19 protein-coding genes and 1 CRISPR repeat array are annotated in these 19797 nt (G+C 40.4%); of the genes, 14 read left to right on the plus strand and 5 right to left on the minus strand.

Going from position 1 to position 19797, the window contains the following annotated elements; translation table 11 throughout:
• Positions 1-54: 54 nt before the first annotated feature.
• The gene (locus AC2SLN_RS07445; RefSeq protein WP_486529657.1) at positions 55-258 is read right to left on the minus strand and encodes a hypothetical protein; all 204 of its coding nucleotides are present in this window, start codon (positions 256-258) and stop codon (positions 55-57) included.
• Complete coding sequence (locus AC2SLN_RS07450) at positions 255-797, minus strand: hypothetical protein (RefSeq protein WP_486550387.1); 543 nt, start codon at positions 795-797, stop codon at positions 255-257. Before AC2SLN_RS07450 ends, AC2SLN_RS07445 begins: the two co-directional genes overlap by 4 nt.
• A 300-nt stretch (positions 798-1097) precedes the next feature.
• Here AC2SLN_RS07450 and csy1 point away from each other — a divergent pair, with 300 nt between their 5' ends.
• The 10 genes from csy1 (at position 1098) to bfr (AC2SLN_RS07500) (ending at position 14293) form a co-directional block, all read left to right on the plus strand.
• Positions 1098-2483, plus strand: a complete 1386-nt coding sequence (gene csy1, locus AC2SLN_RS07455; RefSeq protein ID WP_486550388.1) for a type I-F CRISPR-associated protein Csy1 — start codon at positions 1098-1100, stop codon at positions 2481-2483.
• Positions 2480-3499 (plus strand): type I-F CRISPR-associated protein Csy2, encoded by a 1020-nt coding sequence (gene csy2, locus AC2SLN_RS07460; RefSeq protein ID WP_486550389.1) that lies wholly within the window; start codon positions 2480-2482, stop codon positions 3497-3499. The genes csy1 and csy2 overlap by 4 nt, the downstream gene beginning before the upstream one ends.
• A gap of 89 nt (positions 3500-3588) precedes the next feature.
• Complete coding sequence (csy3, locus tag AC2SLN_RS07465) at positions 3589-4602, plus strand: type I-F CRISPR-associated protein Csy3 (RefSeq protein WP_486550391.1); 1014 nt, start codon at positions 3589-3591, stop codon at positions 4600-4602.
• A 3-nt stretch (positions 4603-4605) separates the two neighbouring features.
• Positions 4606-5217 (plus strand): type I-F CRISPR-associated endoribonuclease Cas6/Csy4, encoded by a 612-nt coding sequence (gene cas6f / locus AC2SLN_RS07470; protein WP_486550393.1) that lies wholly within the window; start codon positions 4606-4608, stop codon positions 5215-5217.
• A 176-nt stretch (positions 5218-5393) separates the two neighbouring features.
• Positions 5394-7406: a CRISPR direct-repeat array (repeat unit 28 nt; unit sequence CTTTCCCACCGCACAGGTGGCTTAGAAA).
• A gap of 663 nt (positions 7407-8069) precedes the next feature.
• Positions 8070-8849, plus strand: a complete 780-nt coding sequence (locus tag AC2SLN_RS07475) for a class II aldolase/adducin family protein (RefSeq protein WP_486550395.1) — start codon at positions 8070-8072, stop codon at positions 8847-8849.
• Positions 8850-9128: 279 nt separating this feature from the next.
• Positions 9129-10214, plus strand: a complete 1086-nt coding sequence (locus AC2SLN_RS07480; RefSeq protein ID WP_486550397.1) for a TRAP transporter substrate-binding protein — start codon at positions 9129-9131, stop codon at positions 10212-10214.
• Positions 10215-10340: 126 nt separating this feature from the next.
• Positions 10341-11261 carry a TauD/TfdA dioxygenase family protein gene (locus AC2SLN_RS07485; protein ID WP_486550399.1) on the plus strand — a complete coding sequence of 307 codons (921 nt, stop codon included), beginning with the start codon at positions 10341-10343 and terminating at the stop codon, positions 11259-11261.
• A 159-nt stretch (positions 11262-11420) separates the two neighbouring features.
• The gene (locus tag AC2SLN_RS07490; protein ID WP_486550400.1) at positions 11421-12845 is read left to right on the plus strand and encodes an FAD-binding oxidoreductase; all 1425 of its coding nucleotides are present in this window, start codon (positions 11421-11423) and stop codon (positions 12843-12845) included.
• 400 nt (positions 12846-13245) lie between these two features.
• A complete protein-coding gene (bfr, locus tag AC2SLN_RS07495) occupies positions 13246-13743 on the plus strand; it encodes a bacterioferritin (protein ID WP_486550402.1) in 498 nt (165 codons plus the stop codon).
• A 79-nt stretch (positions 13744-13822) separates the two neighbouring features.
• Positions 13823-14293: a bacterioferritin gene (bfr, locus tag AC2SLN_RS07500; RefSeq protein WP_486529644.1), complete on the plus strand. Its 471-nt coding sequence runs from the start codon at positions 13823-13825 to the stop codon at positions 14291-14293.
• Positions 14294-14580: 287 nt separating this feature from the next.
• Here bfr (AC2SLN_RS07500) and AC2SLN_RS07505 read toward each other — a convergent pair whose 3' ends face one another.
• The 3 genes from AC2SLN_RS07505 to AC2SLN_RS07515 all read right to left on the minus strand — a co-directional run bounded on the left by AC2SLN_RS07505 (position 14581) and on the right by AC2SLN_RS07515 (position 16061).
• Positions 14581-14790, minus strand: coding sequence for a (2Fe-2S)-binding protein (locus AC2SLN_RS07505; protein WP_486550403.1), 210 nt, complete (start codon positions 14788-14790; stop codon positions 14581-14583).
• Between the two features lie 407 nt (positions 14791-15197).
• Positions 15198-15416, minus strand: coding sequence for a hypothetical protein (locus tag AC2SLN_RS07510; RefSeq protein ID WP_486550405.1), 219 nt, complete (start codon positions 15414-15416; stop codon positions 15198-15200).
• A gap of 78 nt (positions 15417-15494) precedes the next feature.
• The gene (locus AC2SLN_RS07515; protein WP_486550406.1) at positions 15495-16061 is read right to left on the minus strand and encodes a TetR/AcrR family transcriptional regulator; all 567 of its coding nucleotides are present in this window, start codon (positions 16059-16061) and stop codon (positions 15495-15497) included.
• 250 nt (positions 16062-16311) lie between these two features.
• On the opposite strand from AC2SLN_RS07515, the gene AC2SLN_RS07520 reads away from it, so the two are divergent.
• The 4 genes from AC2SLN_RS07520 to AC2SLN_RS07535 all read left to right on the plus strand — a co-directional run bounded on the left by AC2SLN_RS07520 (position 16312) and on the right by AC2SLN_RS07535 (position 19714).
• Positions 16312-17136 (plus strand): alpha/beta fold hydrolase, encoded by an 825-nt coding sequence (locus AC2SLN_RS07520; protein WP_486550408.1) that lies wholly within the window; start codon positions 16312-16314, stop codon positions 17134-17136.
• 44 nt (positions 17137-17180) lie between these two features.
• Positions 17181-17489: a bifunctional 3-phenylpropionate/cinnamic acid dioxygenase ferredoxin subunit gene (locus AC2SLN_RS07525; protein ID WP_486550410.1), complete on the plus strand. Its 309-nt coding sequence runs from the start codon at positions 17181-17183 to the stop codon at positions 17487-17489.
• Positions 17486-18727 carry an NAD(P)/FAD-dependent oxidoreductase gene (locus tag AC2SLN_RS07530; RefSeq protein WP_486550412.1) on the plus strand — a complete coding sequence of 414 codons (1242 nt, stop codon included), beginning with the start codon at positions 17486-17488 and terminating at the stop codon, positions 18725-18727. Before AC2SLN_RS07525 ends, AC2SLN_RS07530 begins: the two co-directional genes overlap by 4 nt.
• Positions 18728-18826: 99 nt before the next feature.
• A complete protein-coding gene (locus AC2SLN_RS07535; RefSeq protein WP_486550414.1) occupies positions 18827-19714 on the plus strand; it encodes a VOC family protein in 888 nt (295 codons plus the stop codon).
• Positions 19715-19797: the final 83 nt, after the last annotated feature.

Genomic DNA, 19797 nt, shown 5'->3' on the forward strand with positions numbered 1-19797 from the left:
ATTAAAAAGCACGGTGTTAACCGTGCTTTATCTTAAAAATTAAATAAAAGAACATTAACTGTTCTTTTGTATATATTGGTTTAACCTATCATTTAAGCGTGGGTCATAACTTTCCATAACTACTCTTAAAGCAGCAGGTTTAGTATCACGAGGAGGCTTTTTTGAGACTAAAACCAACTGCTTCGGTTTTAATTCAGAAGATTTTTGATTACTTATTACAGCATCATATCTAGGATTAGTTGATTTATTAGTATTCATAATAATACTCCATGTAAGAAAACTAAGAATAAGAAGAATAAAAAAATACAGAAGTATATAAATCCATATTTGATTGAGCCCCAAGCATCCTCTAAAGATGAGTAACTGCTATTTGACTCTTTAGCATTCTCCCAAATCGCTTCTTGATACGTTTTATATGCCGTAAAATATAGATAATTTACATTTTTACTATCATCATAGGTTATATCTTCAAACGTATTATCTGGTTCAAGTTCTAACTTCGAAACTTTACGACTTTTAAGATGAATAAACAATCTAAACCAAGCAGTAATTAAAAAATAAAACAAAAACATTAAGGCAAAAATAGATATTAATTGAAGAAATAGGTTTGCTATTGAAAAATAATTCCAAAAGATAGGACGAGTTATTAAGGCTAAAATTAAAGTAATAATGATATTTAAAACAGTAAATAACTTCGTAACTTTATCCTCAATTGCTTTTGAACGATTTATTTCAGTTTTATATTCGTGAAAAGTTATCTCATAAAGTACTTTAAATTTTTCTAACTCATCTTCCATGTTAAGCATATCCAAAATTTTACTTAAAACAACTTATTAAAACTGAGTTTAAGCTACTTTCATCTCACTATTTATTAAGCCACCTATGCGGTGGAAAAATTTAAATCAATAGGATTTAAAACATTTTCTAAGCTATCTATATGATAGGTATTTTATACATTGTAACCTATTAAATTTTATTAAATTAAAAGAATTTATAACATGGTTGAATATTACCATCCTATATGATTTAATAGATATGTTATTAAATATTATATAACTTATATATTTATATTATCTTGTAATTTAATGGAATTAATTATGGAAAATATACCCCCAGAACTGGCAGAAAATGCCGTTCAAGTATTTTTAAACAGTTTATACGACAAAAAAACCGAAAAAGAGCAAAAGCAATTAGCTAAAGCCATTGAAGACAATGACAGCAAAAAAATCAGCCAACTTAACGAAGCTTTAACAGTTGCTAAAGAAAAATATAGTAAAGCGTCTTGGCTAGACGATGCCTCAAGCCGTATGGCTAAACAGCTTAATTTCGGTACGCATATTTCGAAAGGCGTTCATCCTGATGCTAAAGGTGATAATGTTAGCTTTACGCATTCTACCTACTTATCTAAAACGCTTGTCGGCACGCATTCAATAAATAGCAGTTATATTGATGCTAATGGTAATGCAGCCGCCCTGCCCCTAGCCACTTTCTTTGATTTTGACGTTGATAACGATACTAAAATTCGAGACTTAATTTTGACTGACAATAATGACTTTATTAGGTCGCTTGATGACAATGAGGATACAGCTAAAAGCTACCACTTAGCATTCAAGAATGCGCTTCAAAATGTCATTACTGAACCTGCCACTCATGAGCGCAACAAACAAACCTTATGGGCATTAAATGCTTATAGTTCGGACAGTATTGACGACATCGATTATATCAATATCATTCCGCTCTACCCCTCTGTGCTTACTTATGAGGTATATCAACGTATTAATCATCTAAAATTTTCAGATGAAAACAAATTAGCAAGAGACAACCGCTTCAAAAAAACTGCCGAGCAAATGCCTTATGTCAGTTTAAATAATTTAGCGACCGTTCAATTGGGAGGTACAAAACCGCAAAACGTTAGCTTATTAATGAGCAAACAAGGCGGACGTAACTATCTATTACCTTCGCTACCTCCTCAAATAAGTTTCACTGACCACACCTTTAAACCCTCTAAGTTTGCCAAAAGTATATTCTCCACATCCCTTGCCAATAAGGTTAACCCTATATTGCAAGACGTGTATAAAGTAGTCGATACGATACCAAACAATGTCAGCATTCGAGATGCCCGTAAAAAAGCGATGGATGAAACTTTAAATCGCTTGTTTGAATATGCTAGTTATATGCGTAATGAACTAGTAGCAGGCTGGACTATTGATTATGCCCTTGATGATGTTGAAGCGTTTTGGCTTGATCCTAAACGTGCAGATTTGCCAGAGCAAGAGGAATGGAAGGCAAAACGTGAAGACCCTGATAATGAATGGGAGAAAGAGATCATTCATAGATTTGCACGATGGATTAACTCCTTATTGCAAGATAAATTTGATGATATACGCACAGACTTTGCCGATCCCGAACATAATGAGTGGGAGCGTGAGATTGAAGCTGTGAAAAGTGCCTACGAGCGAGCAGGAAAAGGAGTATTTTTATGAATGTACCTTCGTTTGATATGCCAACCCAACCCTCTCGCCTAGCAACGGGCATTGACAATAGCCCCAAAAATAAATCGCCTATTGGCTACTTATTGTTTAAAAAGGTGGTCATTGAAGGCGCTAATGCCATATCTAGTCCAATTACCTATGGCTTTCCAGCCATTACAGGATTTTTAGGAAGCTTTCATGCCATGTCTCGTAAAATGGCAAACTTTGAGGGGTTAACTGAGGTGTCTTTAGGCGGTGTATTACTCGCTTGTTATGAATGCACACCGCATACCTACCGTGACAAACCCTATAGCAACTACACTTTCAACCAAACCCGCAATCCTATAAAAAAGGACGGCAAAACGGCATCGATTATTGAAGAGGGTAAATGCCGACTGGTCATGAGCTTTGTGGTTGAGGTATTAGCTGACAGCCGACTGTCTGAGATGACCACTCAATTATTAACCAAGCAAAGCAAGCAATGGATTCAGCAACAGCGTATGGCTGGCGGTAGTGTGCATGGTATTGACCGCTTTAATCCCGTTCAATTTATTGACCATGAGGATATTGATACCCTCGTACCACATCTATTACCTGCCTTTGTACTGATGGATGCTCAAAAGGAATTTAGTGAGATTATCGACGAGGTTCAAAGCAACAACCCTGATGCAACGGCACTTGATGCGCTTATAGATGTTTGTACTCTGCATCATATACCTGAGATTAAAAAAAATGGTGAGGCCAAGTGGCGAACCACTTCTTATAAAACTAATAGAGGTTGGCTAGTGCCTATGCCAATTGGCTATCAAGGGATCTCAGAGGTTTATGAGGCTGGCGTTATGCAAAATGTGCGCAACCCAGAATATCCTAGCCAATATGTTGAAGCAATATATAGCCTTGGTAAGTGGGTATATCCACAGCGTTTAGGCGGTGCATATAGCGAGTATGATATTGCTCATGCGTTTTGGCGTTATCACTATGATGCTGATCAAAATTTGTACTTAGTAACCCAAGACGCTGACCTTTAAATTTTTGACCTGTACTTTTAATCATCCAATAAATAATCACAGAACCAAATAAACCCTTAACTTTAAATTATCATAAACGGAGAACTACCATGAGTAAATTAACAACTGCAAGCGTATTGGCCTTTGAGCGTAACCTTGATACCTCAGATGCTTTCTTTTCGCAAACTGACAGTCAAACTAAAGACAGCAAACCACAATCAGTTGTGATTAGAGAAAAATCGGTAAGAGGCACTATTAGCAACCGTCTAAAAAACGCGATTGCTAATGATCCTACTAAGCTAGATGCAGAAATTGAAAAGGCCAATCTACAGAAAGTAGACTCTGCATCCTTAAATGAAGACTGCGACACACTTGTAGTGACTTGGAGCTGTAAAGTATTGCCATTTACGGGCAAGCCTTCCGTATGTAACGACCAAGACTATCAACAGGCATTACAATCTACCGTCAAAAGTTATCTTGATACGCAAGGTGTCAGTGAATTGGCTCGCCGTTATGCTACAAATATCGCAAACGCTCGCTGGTTATGGCGTAACCGTGTGGGTGCTGAAAACATTACCGTTAAGGTAAGCTGTGAGGTAGACGACATCGAACATAGTTTTGAATTTAATGCTAAATCACTATCGCTAAAAAACTTCGATGACTCAAACGATGACATTAATAAACTTGCAGAACTTATTGAGCAAGGTCTAAATGGCGATACATTTATCATCTTATATATTAAAGCCTTTGCAAAAATGGGCTATGGTCAAGAAGTATACCCTTCTCAAGAACTTGTATTAGATACAGGTAAGACTAAGTCAAAAGAGTTGTATCAAGTCAACGGTAAAGCAGGAACGCACTCACAAAAGATTGGCAACGCCATTCGCACCATTGACACTTGGTATCCCGCTTATTCGGACAACGAATTCCCTATTGCTATCGAACCGTATGGCGCTGTCACGACTTTAGGTACGGCATTCCGTCAACCAAAACAAAAAATGGACTTCTATAGCCTGTTTGATAGCTGGGTATTAAAGGGGGAAGCGCCAGAGGTAGAACAACAGCATTATGTTATCGGTATTCTTATTCGTGGTGGTGTGTTTGGCGCAAGTGGTAAGGAGTAAGGAATGACAAAACTAACCTACTACCAAGAACTGACTATCCTACCCGACCCCGAAATAACCAGCTACTTTGTTTGGAGCAAGTTATTTACCCAATTGCATATTGCCTTAGCAGATGTAAAAAATACACACGGTATTGAATCGATTGGCGTGAGCTTTCCTGATTATCATTTTGATAGTAAACAGGGTAAATCGTCTAAGCTCGGTACCAAACTACGTGTTTTTGCACCCAATAAAGAGGATTTAATCAAGCTTGATTTGAACAAATGGTTAGACCGCTTAACCGATTATGTGCATATCAAGCCGATTAAAGATGTGCCTGATAAAATAGAGGGTTATGTCAGCGTGCATCGTTATCGCTTTAAATCTGTCGAAGTACAAGCGCGATCTCTAGCTGAGAAGCTAAGTATTGGATTTGATGACGCAATGGCAACAGTCGCTAAACGCACGCCTGAATTAAAGCTACCCTTCATTAGGATGTATAGTGAAAGTAATAAAACTCACTATCCGTTGAAAATCTTTCAGCAACCTAGTGAGGAGGAAATAATAGGTAGTTTTAATGTGTATGGCATAAACGGGATGGACGGTAAAGTGACAGTGCCACACTGGAATAGTTAGCAATAAATTGGTAATGACGAATTACCCAAAAATTGGGCATAAAAACCCTTTTTTTGAACTACTTAAAAACTTGCAATAAAATCAAACAGTTATAACAGGGCTAAAAATGGAGGGTAAAAATAGGGTTTTTACCCTCTAACCCTTGGTATAACTACTTTTTTTGAGCTATAACTCCTCTTTCCCACCGCACAGGTGGCTTAGAAAGTTACAATGCAGAAGACCCGTTTTTATCGAAACTTTCCCACCGCACAGGTGGCTTAGAAATTATGATCCCCACGGCTATCGACACGTTTGGGCTTTCCCACCGCACAGGTGGCTTAGAAATTTAAAAATGAAAGAAGCAACACGTAAGCTAACTTTCCCACCGCACAGGTGGCTTAGAAATTCTAAATCTTCATTTTTACTATTTTCAGCTTCTTTCCCACCGCACAGGTGGCTTAGAAATTATAATAAGGGTCGTACTTTGGCAATTGGTACTTTCCCACCGCACAGGTGGCTTAGAAATTCAATTTCTTCTTCAAAACTTATGTTAAATTCTTTCCCACCGCACAGGTGGCTTAGAAAGCAGCAGCCATAGCAATAGGTGCAACACGTCTACTTTCCCACCGCACAGGTGGCTTAGAAAATTACAAGGAACAGCAACAGACTTATAAACAGCTTTCCCACCGCACAGGTGGCTTAGAAATCTGAACCATTGCACGCGTCGTCAAAAGCAGCCTTTCCCACCGCACAGGTGGCTTAGAAAATTATTAATATATCAAGGCTTGATGATTTTATCTTTCCCACCGCACAGGTGGCTTAGAAAAACTATTCAGCATTTAGGAAATTGGAAACATCCTTTCCCACCGCACAGGTGGCTTAGAAATGCTTTAGGACCTGTGAGATTTTGTTTAATAATCTTTCCCACCGCACAGGTGGCTTAGAAAGATAAAATCAGATAAATTAGTGATAGCTGTAACTTTCCCACCGCACAGGTGGCTTAGAAAATATTTTATAAGTTGTCCGCATCATACTTATACTTTCCCACCGCACAGGTGGCTTAGAAATAGCTAGCCACTGAATAGGCGTTTTAGCTTTTTCTTTCCCACCGCACAGGTGGCTTAGAAATCGTGTAACGCAAATTCGACCGCGTCAATATCCTTTCCCACCGCACAGGTGGCTTAGAAAATGAGTCCGCTATCGACCTGTTTAAAGAGTTTCTTTCCCACCGCACAGGTGGCTTAGAAATTCGCCATCCATAACCTTGTTTAGCGACTCAATCTTTCCCACCGCACAGGTGGCTTAGAAATTGACCAAAACGCCAAGCTTTGGGCTATGCTTCTTTCCCACCGCACAGGTGGCTTAGAAATCCCTGTTCCCGTATCTGTTCCCGTCCCACCTCTTTCCCACCGCACAGGTGGCTTAGAAAGTTGCTGTACCTTGTAATGGTCAGGAATTTATCCTTTCCCACCGCACAGGTGGCTTAGAAACAGGGTCGTTTAAAAACTTATTAAAAGATATACTTTCCCACCGCACAGGTGGCTTAGAAATCAATGGATGGCAATGTAAATGAAAGTGTCTCCTTTCCCACCGCACAGGTGGCTTAGAAAGTCTTCTGCGGGTACTTGGGGCGGTATAACTTCTTTCCCACCGCACAGGTGGCTTAGAAAAGTTACGTTAAGTGGGGGCGCTATGATGAATACTTTCCCACCGCACAGGTGGCTTAGAAACGGCTAGTAATATTAGTGGGCATGTGGCTATTCTTTCCCACCGCACAGGTGGCTTAGAAAAATACATAATCATTTAAAAGCTTATTAGATTGCTTTCCCACCGCACAGGTGGCTTAGAAAACCAGAAAATCTGCAATCGCTGTGCAGCGCATCTTTCACACCGCATAGGTGGCTTAGAAAAACACTAAACCACGATAAAAAGCCGGTTTGTACTTTCACACCGCATAGGTGGCTTAGAAATTGCCGAAGAGCTGAATAACAAAATCGGGGAACTTTCACACCGCATAGGTGGCTTAGAAAAGTATTTGACCGTCCTCGGCCCGTTCCACTTGCTTTCACACCGCATAGGTGGCTTAGAAAAATTGTTGCAGTAGACGCACCCGTTGTAGCGGCTTTCACACCGCATAGGTGGCTTAGAAATGCACACAATGTTAAAAACCCTAATCATATGACTTTCACACCGCAAAGGTGGCTTATGAGCAGCGCTAAAAAATTGCATTGCAATTTTAGCTGCGCAAGAGAAAATCCCTTAAAGGGGATTTTCTGAGAGTTATGCTTACGTAATGAGTTTTAAAACATATACCACCACACAGGTGGCTTATGAGCAGCGTTAAAAATTGCACTGCAATTTTAGCTGCGCAAGAGAAAATCGCTTAAAGGGGATTTTCTGAGAGTTATGCTTACGTAATGAGTTTTAAAAGATATATCATTACATAGGTGGCTTATGATAATGACTAGAAATCTCTATCGACACAGGGCTTCTGATGCATTCAATTTCTAACGGTAATTACCCTGTTTTTAAGGTAAGGCGCTAAGCGTTAGAATGAGACTAAGGGTCAGTCATTGAAACGATGGCTACCTTGAGAAGCTGTTTAGCCCTGATTGCAGTGGATATCCTGCTTACATAAACGAGTTGCGAGGCTTAAGTTTGGCGGAGCTACGTGACGCAAGAGATACGCCAAGCTGTAGGCCTCGCCTCGTTTCTGTAAGTAGATAGGAACGTAAAGCAGGATTGGCTACCGCTGATTTTCATGATGTGGATTGTGAACGTGGCGTTATTTATGGGCTACTCCCGAGAGACTTTTTTGAAAAAATCATCTAAACTGATAGGGCTTAAATGGAATTAACCAAATGGAGAATATTATGGAAGATATTTTTGCTTCAACAGTCACGCCAGCAGGCTATAGCGATGTGGAATGGAAGGCAAGAGTCGAGTTAGCACTGTGCTATAGAATGGTCGATTATTATGGATGGACCACTCAAGTTTATAATCATATCTCCTATAAAATTCCGGGTACCGAGCACCTCTTAATCAACGCTTTCGGCTTATTGTACAGTGAGATTAAACCGTCAAATTTGGTCAAGATAGATCTTGAGGGTAATAAGGTAGATGACTCACCTTATCCGATTAATCAGGCAGGTAATGTGATTCATACCGCTATCCACAAAGGCCGAGCTGATTTAAACTGTGTCATGCATACGCATAATGTCGATGTTCAAGCGGTCAGTGCGTTGAAGTGTGGTTTTATACCGTTGTTTCAAGAGGCATTTATATTTTACGAGCGCGTGGGTTATCACGAGTTTGAGGGGGTTGTTTTAGATACTGATGAGCAGAAAAGACTGCTTGATTCAATGGGTCCGACCAACCACACGTTAATGCTCAACAATCACGGTGTGATTACCGCAGGCCCCGATGTTGCCTGCACGTTTAGCCGCATGTATCAATTTATCCAAGGTTGTCAGGTTCAGCTTAAAGCGATGGCATCTGGTGGCGAGTTACACATTGCCAGTGAAGAGGCTATGAGACATACAAGAGGTCAGTTTGAAGACGGTGCTGCTCAGGCAGGCGCACAAGTTAGACTCCCTGAATGGCCCGCTTATTATCGTTTAATGAAAAGGCTTGACCCGAGTTGGGATACTTAGATGATAACTTGGTCTCTATGCCTGATCATTTATCATAAATACTGATAGATTTATCACTAGATTTTAACGGCGACAAGTAATAATCTAAGAGATAGATTCTAAAAAATGCAAGGTCCTAAAAAACACTCATCTCACTAATCGTACGCTCACACCGTACGCTTAATCAAGGATGTTAGCACCTGTACTGCGAAGTTTGTACAGTAAAAACAGTCGGGATTGTCTGTTTTATTATGGTCTTTTTTAGGAAATAAGATAGCCCATCACAAAAAGGATTTTATGATGAAAAAAGCCCTACCTATTGGCATTGCCTTATCTACGCTCCTCAGCTTTACGGGGTGTTCGCCATCAAATGACCAAGCAAATGAGCAAGCAAAACAACAAGCAGACTCTAAGACCGCTAACGACACCGCTATAGATCCAGTTGTTCTGCGCTTTTCACACTTCTGGCCCGCTTCTAGTGCTATGCATGTCAAACTATTTGAGCCGTGGGCTAATAAAGTAGCCGAAGAATCAAATGGTAACATTCAAGTTGAGATATACCCTTCTGCCGCACTAAGTAAACCAAACGCTACCTATGATGCTACTGCAAAAGGCATTATTGACATAGGGGTACAGGTGCAAGGGTATGCCAGTGGCCGATTCCCTTTAACTCAAATCGCCGAACTTCCGGGATTGTCAAATACAGCCACACAATTAAATTGTATCTTACAAACTTTGTATGACAATGGCGATATATCTCGTGAATATGAAGATACGCACCCACTATTCATGATGGGAGCAGGCCCCGGTGTCTTTCACACTATTGATAAACCCATTCGTAAGCCAGAAGATATGGCAGGAATGCGCATACGTCGCCCATCGGCAATAGCGGGTAATATTATAGAAGCAGCGGGAGGCACGCCTGTGGGTCTACCCGCCCCTGATCTGTATACCTCTTTGCAACGGGGGGTCATTGATGGGTTGAGCTTTCCATGGGATGCCACTAGTGCCTTTAGATTAAACGAGCTGGTTAATACGCACACCAATATGCCTTTATATAGTTCTGCTATTGTAGTGACCATGAATAAAGACAAATACAACAGCTTGCCGGATGAACTGAAAACAGTGATTGATAATAACTCTGGCGAGATGATGTCTTCATTAGCAGGCAGCATTTTTGATGAAGAAGATGCTAAGGGTGAGGCTGAGGCGAAAGCCAATGGCGATACGATAATTAATATCCCAGATCCGCTAAGCGACCCTGCTTGGAAGGATTTATTAGAAACGGAAATTCAAAAATATATCGATGACAGTGAAAAACAAGGACTGGCCGCACAAGCGGTTTATGAGAAAGCGAAAGAAGCCAGTGTCGCTTGCAAATCTTAAACCACAATCAAAGCTTAAATCATAATCAAAGCTTAAACAGACGTGCGGCAAACAGATTCTATCGATAAAAGTGCTCAATAGCTTTGATGCACCCCGTTATTAAAATCGACTTAAAGGACTAAGAAAATGATTAATAGTGTTCACCCAACCGGACTTTTTGATAATAGCGCAAAAGAGTACAAATACATTATGGCGGTTCCTTTAGCAGCCGCTATGGGCGCTGAAATACGCGGTGTCGATTTAAGCGACGTCACTGATGAGGTAATGGACGAGATTGAGGAAGCGCTTTATCGGCACAAAATGATCTTTTTTAGAGACCAACATATCTCTTTTACCGATCACGAAAACCTAATTAAAAAGTTAGGCGAGTTTGGTACAGATGCTTATACCAAAGGGGTTGAGGGCCATCCAAATATTCAGCCGTTAATCAAAGAAGCCGATGTGAAAATTAAAAGTGTCTTTGGCACTGGCTGGCATATCGACTCAGCGTTTTTAGAGCGTCCGCCATCAATTGCCATTAATTACGGTGTTGATATTCCTCCGTATGGTGGCGATACCATGTTTGCTAATTCAGTACTGGCTTATAAAGCATTAAGCCCTACTATGAAAAAGATGATTGAACCACTTAAGGTATGGATGAGTGGTCGTACGGTATTATCCAATATGCAAAAAGAAAAAAAGGCTCAACAAACGGGTAAGGTTGAGTCTATTGGTAACATTGACCTAAACTTAGACACTGAAAAAATGCTAAAAGGTTATTATCATCCGCTTGTACGCACCCACCCCGTTTCTGGCGAGAAATCTTTATTTATTGATAAAATTTATACCTCCGGTATCGAGGGTATGACTGAGGATGAATCTCGACCGCTGCTTAATTTTTTAGCAGATTTTGCCACTCAAGAGTCTTTTACCTGTCGTTTACGTTGGGAAAACAACACCGTTATTATGTGGGATAATCGCCTCTGTGTGCATCAAGCCTTTAATGACTATGATGGATACCGACGTGAAATGTACCGTGCGATTGTGATGGGCGAAAAACCATCCTAAAATACGACGGGTAATAACAATTCTATAGTCAAAGAAGTCTAAAATGGTTACAAGGCAACCGAGTGCAAGTACCACTGGAGTAGGCTTAACGAGGTTAACGCCGTAACCGTTTAGTAGTTCGCTGACTATATTAAGTGGACAATCAGTAAGGAGACACTCATGACATCATCTCAAGTGAAAGCCCAAGTAAACGTCGACTATAGCGATGCCATTACCGCTCTTAAAGAGGCCTTTGGCAACAAGATTAGCGTCAATCAAACCGTGCGCGACCAGCACGCTCATACAATGACATGGCTCACGCCTCAAGCGCCTGATGCTGTCTTGACCGTACATAATAAAGAGGACGTCGCTAAAGCCGTGGCGTTATGCAATGAATACAAAATGCCGGTTATTGCTTTTGGGGTTGGCTCTTCGCTTGAGGGTCAGTTAAACGCACCTTATGGTGGCTTATCTATCGATATGAGCGCCATGAATGAGATCCTAGAGGTGCATAGTGAAGATTTAACCGTTACCGTACAGCCTGGTGTGACCCGTGAGCAGCTCAATCACTACCTACGTGATACCGGATTGTTTTTCCCTATTGATCCTGGTGCTAACTCAAGTATCGGGGGTATGGTTGCCACGCGTGCATCTGGTACCAACGCTGTGCGTTACGGTACAATGAAGGATGTGGTGTTGGCACTTGAAGTGGTAACCGCTGATGGTCAAATTATTCGTACAGGTACTCGGGCTAAAAAGTCTTCGGCAGGCTATGACTTGACCCGATTAATCATTGGTTCTGAGGGCACACTGGGCATTGTGACAGAAATTACCCTTAAGCTATTTGGTATCAGCGAATGTGTAGCCAGCGGGCTTTGTCACTTTCCAACCATTGAAGATGCGTGTCAGGCAACGATGCTGACCATCCAAATGTGCCTCCCTATTGCCCGAATTGAGCTGCTTGATGCATTGCAAGTGAAAGCGTGCAATCAATATGACAATCTTAATCTGCCCGAGCTACCTACTTTATTTGTTGAGTTTCATGGCACTGAGTCTAGTGTGCAAGAACAAGCCCAAACGTTTGCAGAAATTATTGAGGAGTTTGGCGGTACAGACTTTAAATGGGACACTGATGAAACCGAACGCAGAAAGCTATGGAAAGCGCGCCATAATGCTTATCATGCAGGCAGTGCATTGAAACCTAGCAGCAAGGCTCTCTCAACGGATGCCTGCGTGCCCATTTCTCGATTGGCAGAGTGTGTTAGCGAAACGGCCAAAGATGTTGAAGCCAATGGTATGATTGGCCCTATTGTGGGTCACGTTGGTGATGGTAACTTCCATGTTTTATTACTGGTTGATACCCATAACCCTGAAGAAGTTAAAACCGCTGAGGGCATCATTGGCCGCTTGGCGATGCGAGCTATTGAAATGGGAGGTACCTGTACCGGTGAGCACGGTATTGGTCAAGGCAAACAAAAATACATGCAACAAGAGCACGGCAATTCAATCGCCATCATGCAGGCCATTAAACAAGCTTTAGATCCTAAAAATATTTTAAATCCGGGTAAGATTTGGCCTCAGCCAACACCTGATTACTGTCAGTAGTTCAATGTAGTCGATATCTTTTTTGGTTTAGTGTTTGTCTTATTTAGCTTTCGGTTTATGGTAAGTAATATTTAAAATGCCATTTAACATATTACTTAAAGTATTTGTGCTAAAGGCTCTACGGTCAATTTGAAAAGATAAACTCAGTGCATCGTTTATCCTACTAAAATGCGGTAGAGCTTTTTATTATGACATTTAAAGTTCATTAAGCCGAGAACGATACATACCTCTTTATATGAACCTTTCTCATTACCAACTGCCCCTTCATTCTCGGTTCTAAAACTTCATAGCAATTTTAATATGATGTGTTAACCTTAATAACTAAAGTAGGCTGTTAATTTGCCGAAATTATATTTGTGAATTAGCCAACTGAAAACTATTTTTATTTAAGGAGCCATTTATGAAAGGCAGTCAAACCGTTATTGATTATTTAAACTTTTTGTTGAGCGGTGAACTCGCTGCTCGTGACCAATATTTCATTCATTCTGAAATGTACGCTGAATGGCAATATGGCAAACTTTTTGACCGTATTCATCATGAAATGCATGATGAAACCATGCATGCTCAAGCTATCATACGCCGTATTTTGATGCTTGATGGTAAGCCAGATATGACCGTGGGCAAATTAAACATTGGCAATACTGTACCCGCAATGCTGCAATCTGACCTAGAGCTTGAATACTCTGTACGTCAGCATCTTAAAGATGGCATTGCTCTTTGTGAAAAAGAGCACGATTATGTCACACGCGACATGCTGGTTGCTCAATTGGAAGATACTGAAGAAGATCATGCACATTGGTTAGAGCAGCAATTACGTTTAATCGATATGATTGGCTTACCAAATTATTTACAAAGTCAGATGGGAGAACCCTCAGATTCTAATAATGTTAATGCTTAATTGAGTATTACCATAGATACTATTATCTAATTAGAAGTTATTTAATTAGAAATGATTTAATTAGAATTAGGGAGCCAATATGCAAGTTGATAAAGAAGTTATTAGAGTTTTAAATCGTGTTTTGGGTCAATCGCTCATTGCAATCAATCAGTACTTTTTACATGCTCGTATTGCCAAAAACTGGGGTATAGAGGAGTTAAACGAAAAGTTTTACAAACAATCTATCTCTGAGATGAAATGGTCTGATAAAATTATTGAACGTATTTTGTTGTTAGAAGGCCTACCTAACTTACAAGATTATGGAAAGATTTTAATTGGCGAAGATGTCGCTGAGATGATTGAGTGCGATATTAAGCTTGAAAATAATAAGTTTGATATTTTAAAAGATGCCATCAATGTATGCGAAGAAAAGCAAGATTATGTCTCACGTAAACTGCTATTGGAACTTAAAGATGGCAATGAAGACTATATCGATTGGTTAGATACTCAAAATGATTTAATCAAGGATATGGGCATTGAAAACTATATTCAGGCTCACATTGACGATTAGTGATTTAATTAATCCTAAGTAAGTACTACTAAGTAAGTTAAGTCGTGATTCGCCTTAAGTTAAAAATAAAAAAATCTCACAAATCTTATATTGGTTTGTGAGATTTTTTATGGCATCAAGCTGAGTTTTATATAGGGTCATTTAAATACAATTTGGTAATGCACGCTGTCACAGAAAATCCAATCGTATTGGTTAATGCAAATAGGATTGAATATAGGCTAATATATAATTTAAGAAGACTCTATTTAGCAATATTCGATTTAACTAATATAAAGTTTGAATGAGATTTAAACTGCGTAAGCGAGCTGATTGACCAAATTAATATCAACCCTATCAGCATGATGCGCTTCAAGTAAATCGTTTACCATAGGTTCACAGCATCCACAGCAAGTAGCCACATCAAGAGTATCTTTGAGCGCTGCCATTGTATCAACTCCAGAGGCCATAGCCGCTTTGATTTGGCGGTCTTTTACATCGTTACATATACAGACTATCATTTAAATATCCTTACCTAAACTTTAGACTAAAAAACGACTCTTCAATAAAACGGTTCATTAAATTGATCGAATGCTTGACTAACTCATTATCATAAAGGCATCTTTATAATAACGAGAATTATTACTATTTACAATACCTTTTATTATTAATTTTAGTGCTCACGTTACAGCCGCACATAGATAACATATAACAAATAGGCCTTAAGTGATGTTTAGTAATAGCATTTAATCTATTGTGTACAAGCAGTGCTCGCTTCTTGCGCTTTTTTATACACAGTTTGCGCATCCATACCTAAACCCCCAGCATCATCTAAGTATTGTTGAGTGGCCTTACCCAACAAGTCTTTCCAATCTGGTCATTTAAAGGATCAGGTATATTAATGATAGTATCGCCTTTGGCTTTGGATTCAACGATTACCTGCAATATCAGAAGGGCGACGTAAACGCAATCCTTTCCTATAGTCAAAGAAGTCTAAAATGGTTACAAGGCAACCGAGTGCAAGTACTACTGGAGTAGGCTTAACGAGGTTAACGCCGTAACCATTTAGTAGTTCGCTGACTATATCTGTAGGTGTGCGTATCTGTTTATCAATGGTGTGCAACCCACTAGGACTTGCCCCAAACATAGCGATTGTATGCGCATCTTCATATCCGCTAGAAACACCCCCCTCATCATAGAGTTTTGTCGTCTAGACAAACTCAAATCAAAGTAGCATGTCAAATATTTTCTCAATGTGTGCGTTATTTTTATTAAAATCAACCGCAGCCATGCCTTGTAAAGTGTAGTAAAACAGCGATGCCCTAAGCTCAGATTCATACTCATCGTAGCCAAGCTTCTCGAATATATCAGCGATGAATGCCAGACGATGGTTATCAACCACATACAGCGTTTGGTTTACTGTTTTATCATCCTGTGCCCATGCTCGAATAGCTGACTCCAAGGCACCGCCATCAACTCGACTATTTTGCTTATGTGGCAGTAAAAAGAGTTCTTTTAAGCGCTCTTTAGGTGTCAAATTTGCATCGTTTAAACGCTCAATGATTGCGTTAGTAGAACGATCTCGCCAGCGGGTCAACAGCCTTTCGAAAAGATCTTTACGGTCGCTAAAATGCCAGTAGAAACTTCCTTTTGTTACGCCAAGTTTTTTTGCTAATGCTTCAACCCTAACTGCCGAAATACCATGTTTTGACAATTCATACTCTGCAATATCTAGCCAATCTTTTGCCGTCAATGCTCCGGACTTATTGGGTTTCTTATTGTTTAAACCCATAGATTGCAATCCTTTTGTGATTAAAAACAACCTATTAAATTATATGATTATGGGCAGTTTGTCATTAGATAACTTGTTAGTTAGCTGGGTATGAGAGGCAAATTTGGCCTAAAAAAAATAAAAACATACGGTAGCGTATTGACATGCTTAATTCTTTACATTAGAGTTTAAGACACGAAAACTTTATGTTTTGGTTATCGACCAAACATGATAAGGACTAACATGCTGCAACTAATTAAGGAAAATTAACATGCAAGTCACTGAGTCAGGTAAAGGCAAAACTATTAAGGCATTTGGTTTACAAACCAACTATCTAGAAATGGGGCAAGGAGAGCCCTTACTACTGTTGCATGGATCAGGCCCCGGCGTATCAGCATACACAAACTGGCGTAAAATCATTCCTGAACTTGCAAAGCACTTCCATGTGATTGCTCCTGATCTGGCAGGATTTGGACACACGGAAAGAAATCCTGATTTCTCTTACGACATCAAACATTGGGGAAAACATCTACTTGCATTCCTAGATGCGATGGGCATAGAAAAAACGCATGTTATTGGCAACTCTTTTGGTGGTTCTCTCACCCTTGCTACGGCAGCACGCTTTCCAGAACGTTTCAATAAGATCTGTTTAATGGGCACCCCTTGTGACAAATTTATAATGACGCCAGGCTTACGTGCGGGCTGGGACTATACGCCATCACGTGAAAACATGCGCAAAGCTATGTCGCACTTCCCCTACTCTCAAGACATCATTACCGATGAACTCGTCGAAGAGCGCTATCAAACTAGCTTGATACCGGGCGCACAAGAAGGCCTTAGAAAATTACTCGTGAAGCCGAATGAGCAAGGTGACACCCCACTTTCCGGTATGCCTGAACATGTTGTCGCTAAAATTAAGCATCCAACGATTGTGATTCATGGTCGTGAAGATAAAGTGGTGCCAACAGAAATGGGACTAAAACTCGGTCGCTCTATGCCAAATGCTGATCTCCATATTTTATCAAACTGTGGCCACTGGGTTATGGCTGAAAGACCAAAAGAATTTATTCAGCTAGTCATCAACCACTTTTCTTAATAGTTTTAACATCAAATCATTTAGCACCATAAGGCAGTCATACTATGTTCCACGTTTGCAAACTAGATGAGCTAGAAATCGGCGAAGCAATCAAACTAGATAATTTTCAACCTCCCATTGCGGTTATTCGCGGCGAAAGTGGGGAAGTATATGCCATTGACGACACTTGCACCCATGCTGAAGCCTCATTTTGCGAGGGTTTTGTTGAGGGTGATACTGTTGAATGCCCCCTGCACATGTCTGTGTTTTGCCTTAAAACGGGTGCACCAGAAAATCCGCCAGCCATGAAAGCCGTCAATACCTATGATGTAGAAATCAAAGACGGTGAGATTTATGTCGAGGTTAACCGATGAGCCAGATAGCGTCTATCATTGTTGTTGGCGCAAGTGCCGCTGGCATTACTTGTATTAGGCAGCTACGCAGCGGCAATTTTGCAGGCACTATCTGTTTAGTGGATAAAGATCAACATGGTGCCTACGAAAGACCACCATTATCAAAGCAGGTACTGATGAATCCTGATACAAATGCGGCTGACATTACTTTAATCACTGAACAAGAATTAGCAGAGCTTAAAATTGATACCTACTTTGGAGAGGCCGTTACCGAGCTAGACCCAGTATCAAAAACAATCACGTTAGAGTCGCAAAAACAGCTAACCGCTGATGCCATCGTGCTGGCCACGGGTGGCGAAGCAAGACGCCTGCCTATTGAGGGCGCGAACCTCCCCCAAGTTATGGTATTACGTCACTTTAGTGACGCGATTATGCTACGCAAAAAACTTACGCCTGATGCTCGCATTGCCGTTATTGGCGGTGGATTCATTGGGGCTGAAACGTCAGCATCATTATCAAAGCTCGGGGCTGAAGTGTATTGGTTAGATGCCGCTGAGCTGCCCTTAGCGCATCTTTTACCAAAACCTTTATGCGAAAAAATTATCTCTAATCACTGTGCTCAAGGTGTAAAACTTACCAATAATTGCCGGATTAGTAAATTTAGTGCACAAGAGGATGGTAGCGTTAACGTTGTATTTACAGATGATACGACACTCAATGTTGATGTGATTGTTTTAGGAGTGGGTATGTCACCTAATACCACTTATTTGTCAGAGGATATCAGCAAGAAATTAGTTAATACAGATATCGGTGGCATCCAAGTTGACGAAACCCAAGCAACTCAGTTTCTGGGTATTTATGCTGCTGGAGACGTTGCAGCCATAGCACAGGAAGATGGTGTTACGGTTCGTCACGAACATTGGCAATCTGCTCAATTTCAGGGTAAACGTGTTGCCGCAGCTATTTTGAATCAACCACTCCCCGCAGAACCAGTGGACTGGTTTTGGTCAGACCAAGGTAATTTGCACATTGAAATGGCAGGGAAGATTTTACCGACGACTGAACATCTTGTTGAGCGATTAGAGGGTGATTGGCCCGTTTATTTCAGTGTTGTTGATAATAAAGTCGTTGGTGCTGTCAGTGTGAATAACCCAAATGCCGTTCGTGCGTCAATGCGTATGATTAAAAACAATATCAATGTTGACCCAGACAATCTATCCAATCCAGCAATACCATTACGTAAATTAATGCGCGGTTAAATTAGCGGTTAAATTAGCGGTTAAATGCGTCACTAAATACTTCGCTAAGGACAGCGTTAGTAACAAAGATTCAACAACTATTATCATGTGAGGGAAAACATGTCAGAAATTAAAGCGCTAGGATATCTTGGATTTTCTATTTCTAACCCAGCAGCATGGCGTGATTATGCTGAAAACGTACTCGGAGTGAATGCTACTGAAGATGAAAACGGCGATTTATATCTTCGTATAGACGCATATGCTTGGCGCATTCATTTACAAAATTCGGATCATGATGATCTTGAGTATGTTGGTTGGGAAGTAAGTGATAAAAAAGGATTAGAGTCACTTAAACGTCGCCTTAATGAGCAAGGCATTGCATTTAAAACGGGTTCATCAGAGCTTGCTAAAGCACGAAAAGTCAAAGATCTCATTTATTTTCATGATCCTGATGGAACACGCTGTGAAGTATTTTATGGTCCGCTCCAACTTACTAACAAACCTTTTATAAGCCCTACCGGATTTAACTTTGTGACAGGCGAACAAGGGTTAGGACACATTGTTTTAATCACAAAAGATCACACTGCACAAGAGGACTTCTATACCCAATTCTTAGGCTTCAAAGTATCTGATTATATTGATACTGAAGTCATCCCCGGCAGACCTTTAAGCATTACTTTCCTACGTTGTAATGGTCGTCATCATTCTCTAGCACTTGCACCAGTCCCTATCCCTGCCAAAGTTGCCCATATCATGTTGCAGGTAGATAACATTGACGATGTTGGACGTGCAATGTATGCCGCTGAAAAAGCAGGTGCACACTTCTCATTCACGCTAGGTCGTCATTCAAATGATGAAATGTTGTCCTTTTATACTATGAGTCCGTCTGGTTTTGATGTTGAATTTGGGTGGGGTGCACTTGAGGTAGATGACGAGTCATGGCATGTGAAAGTCCATCATACCAATTCAGCATGGGGACATAAGTTTCAGCGCCCACCACGTCAATAAAGCTCAAACTTAACCCATAGTTTGAACTTAACCCATAGTTTGAACTTAACCCATAGTTTGAACTTAACCCATAGTTTGAACTT

This window comes from Psychrobacter sp. CX90, from assembly GCF_057396305.2.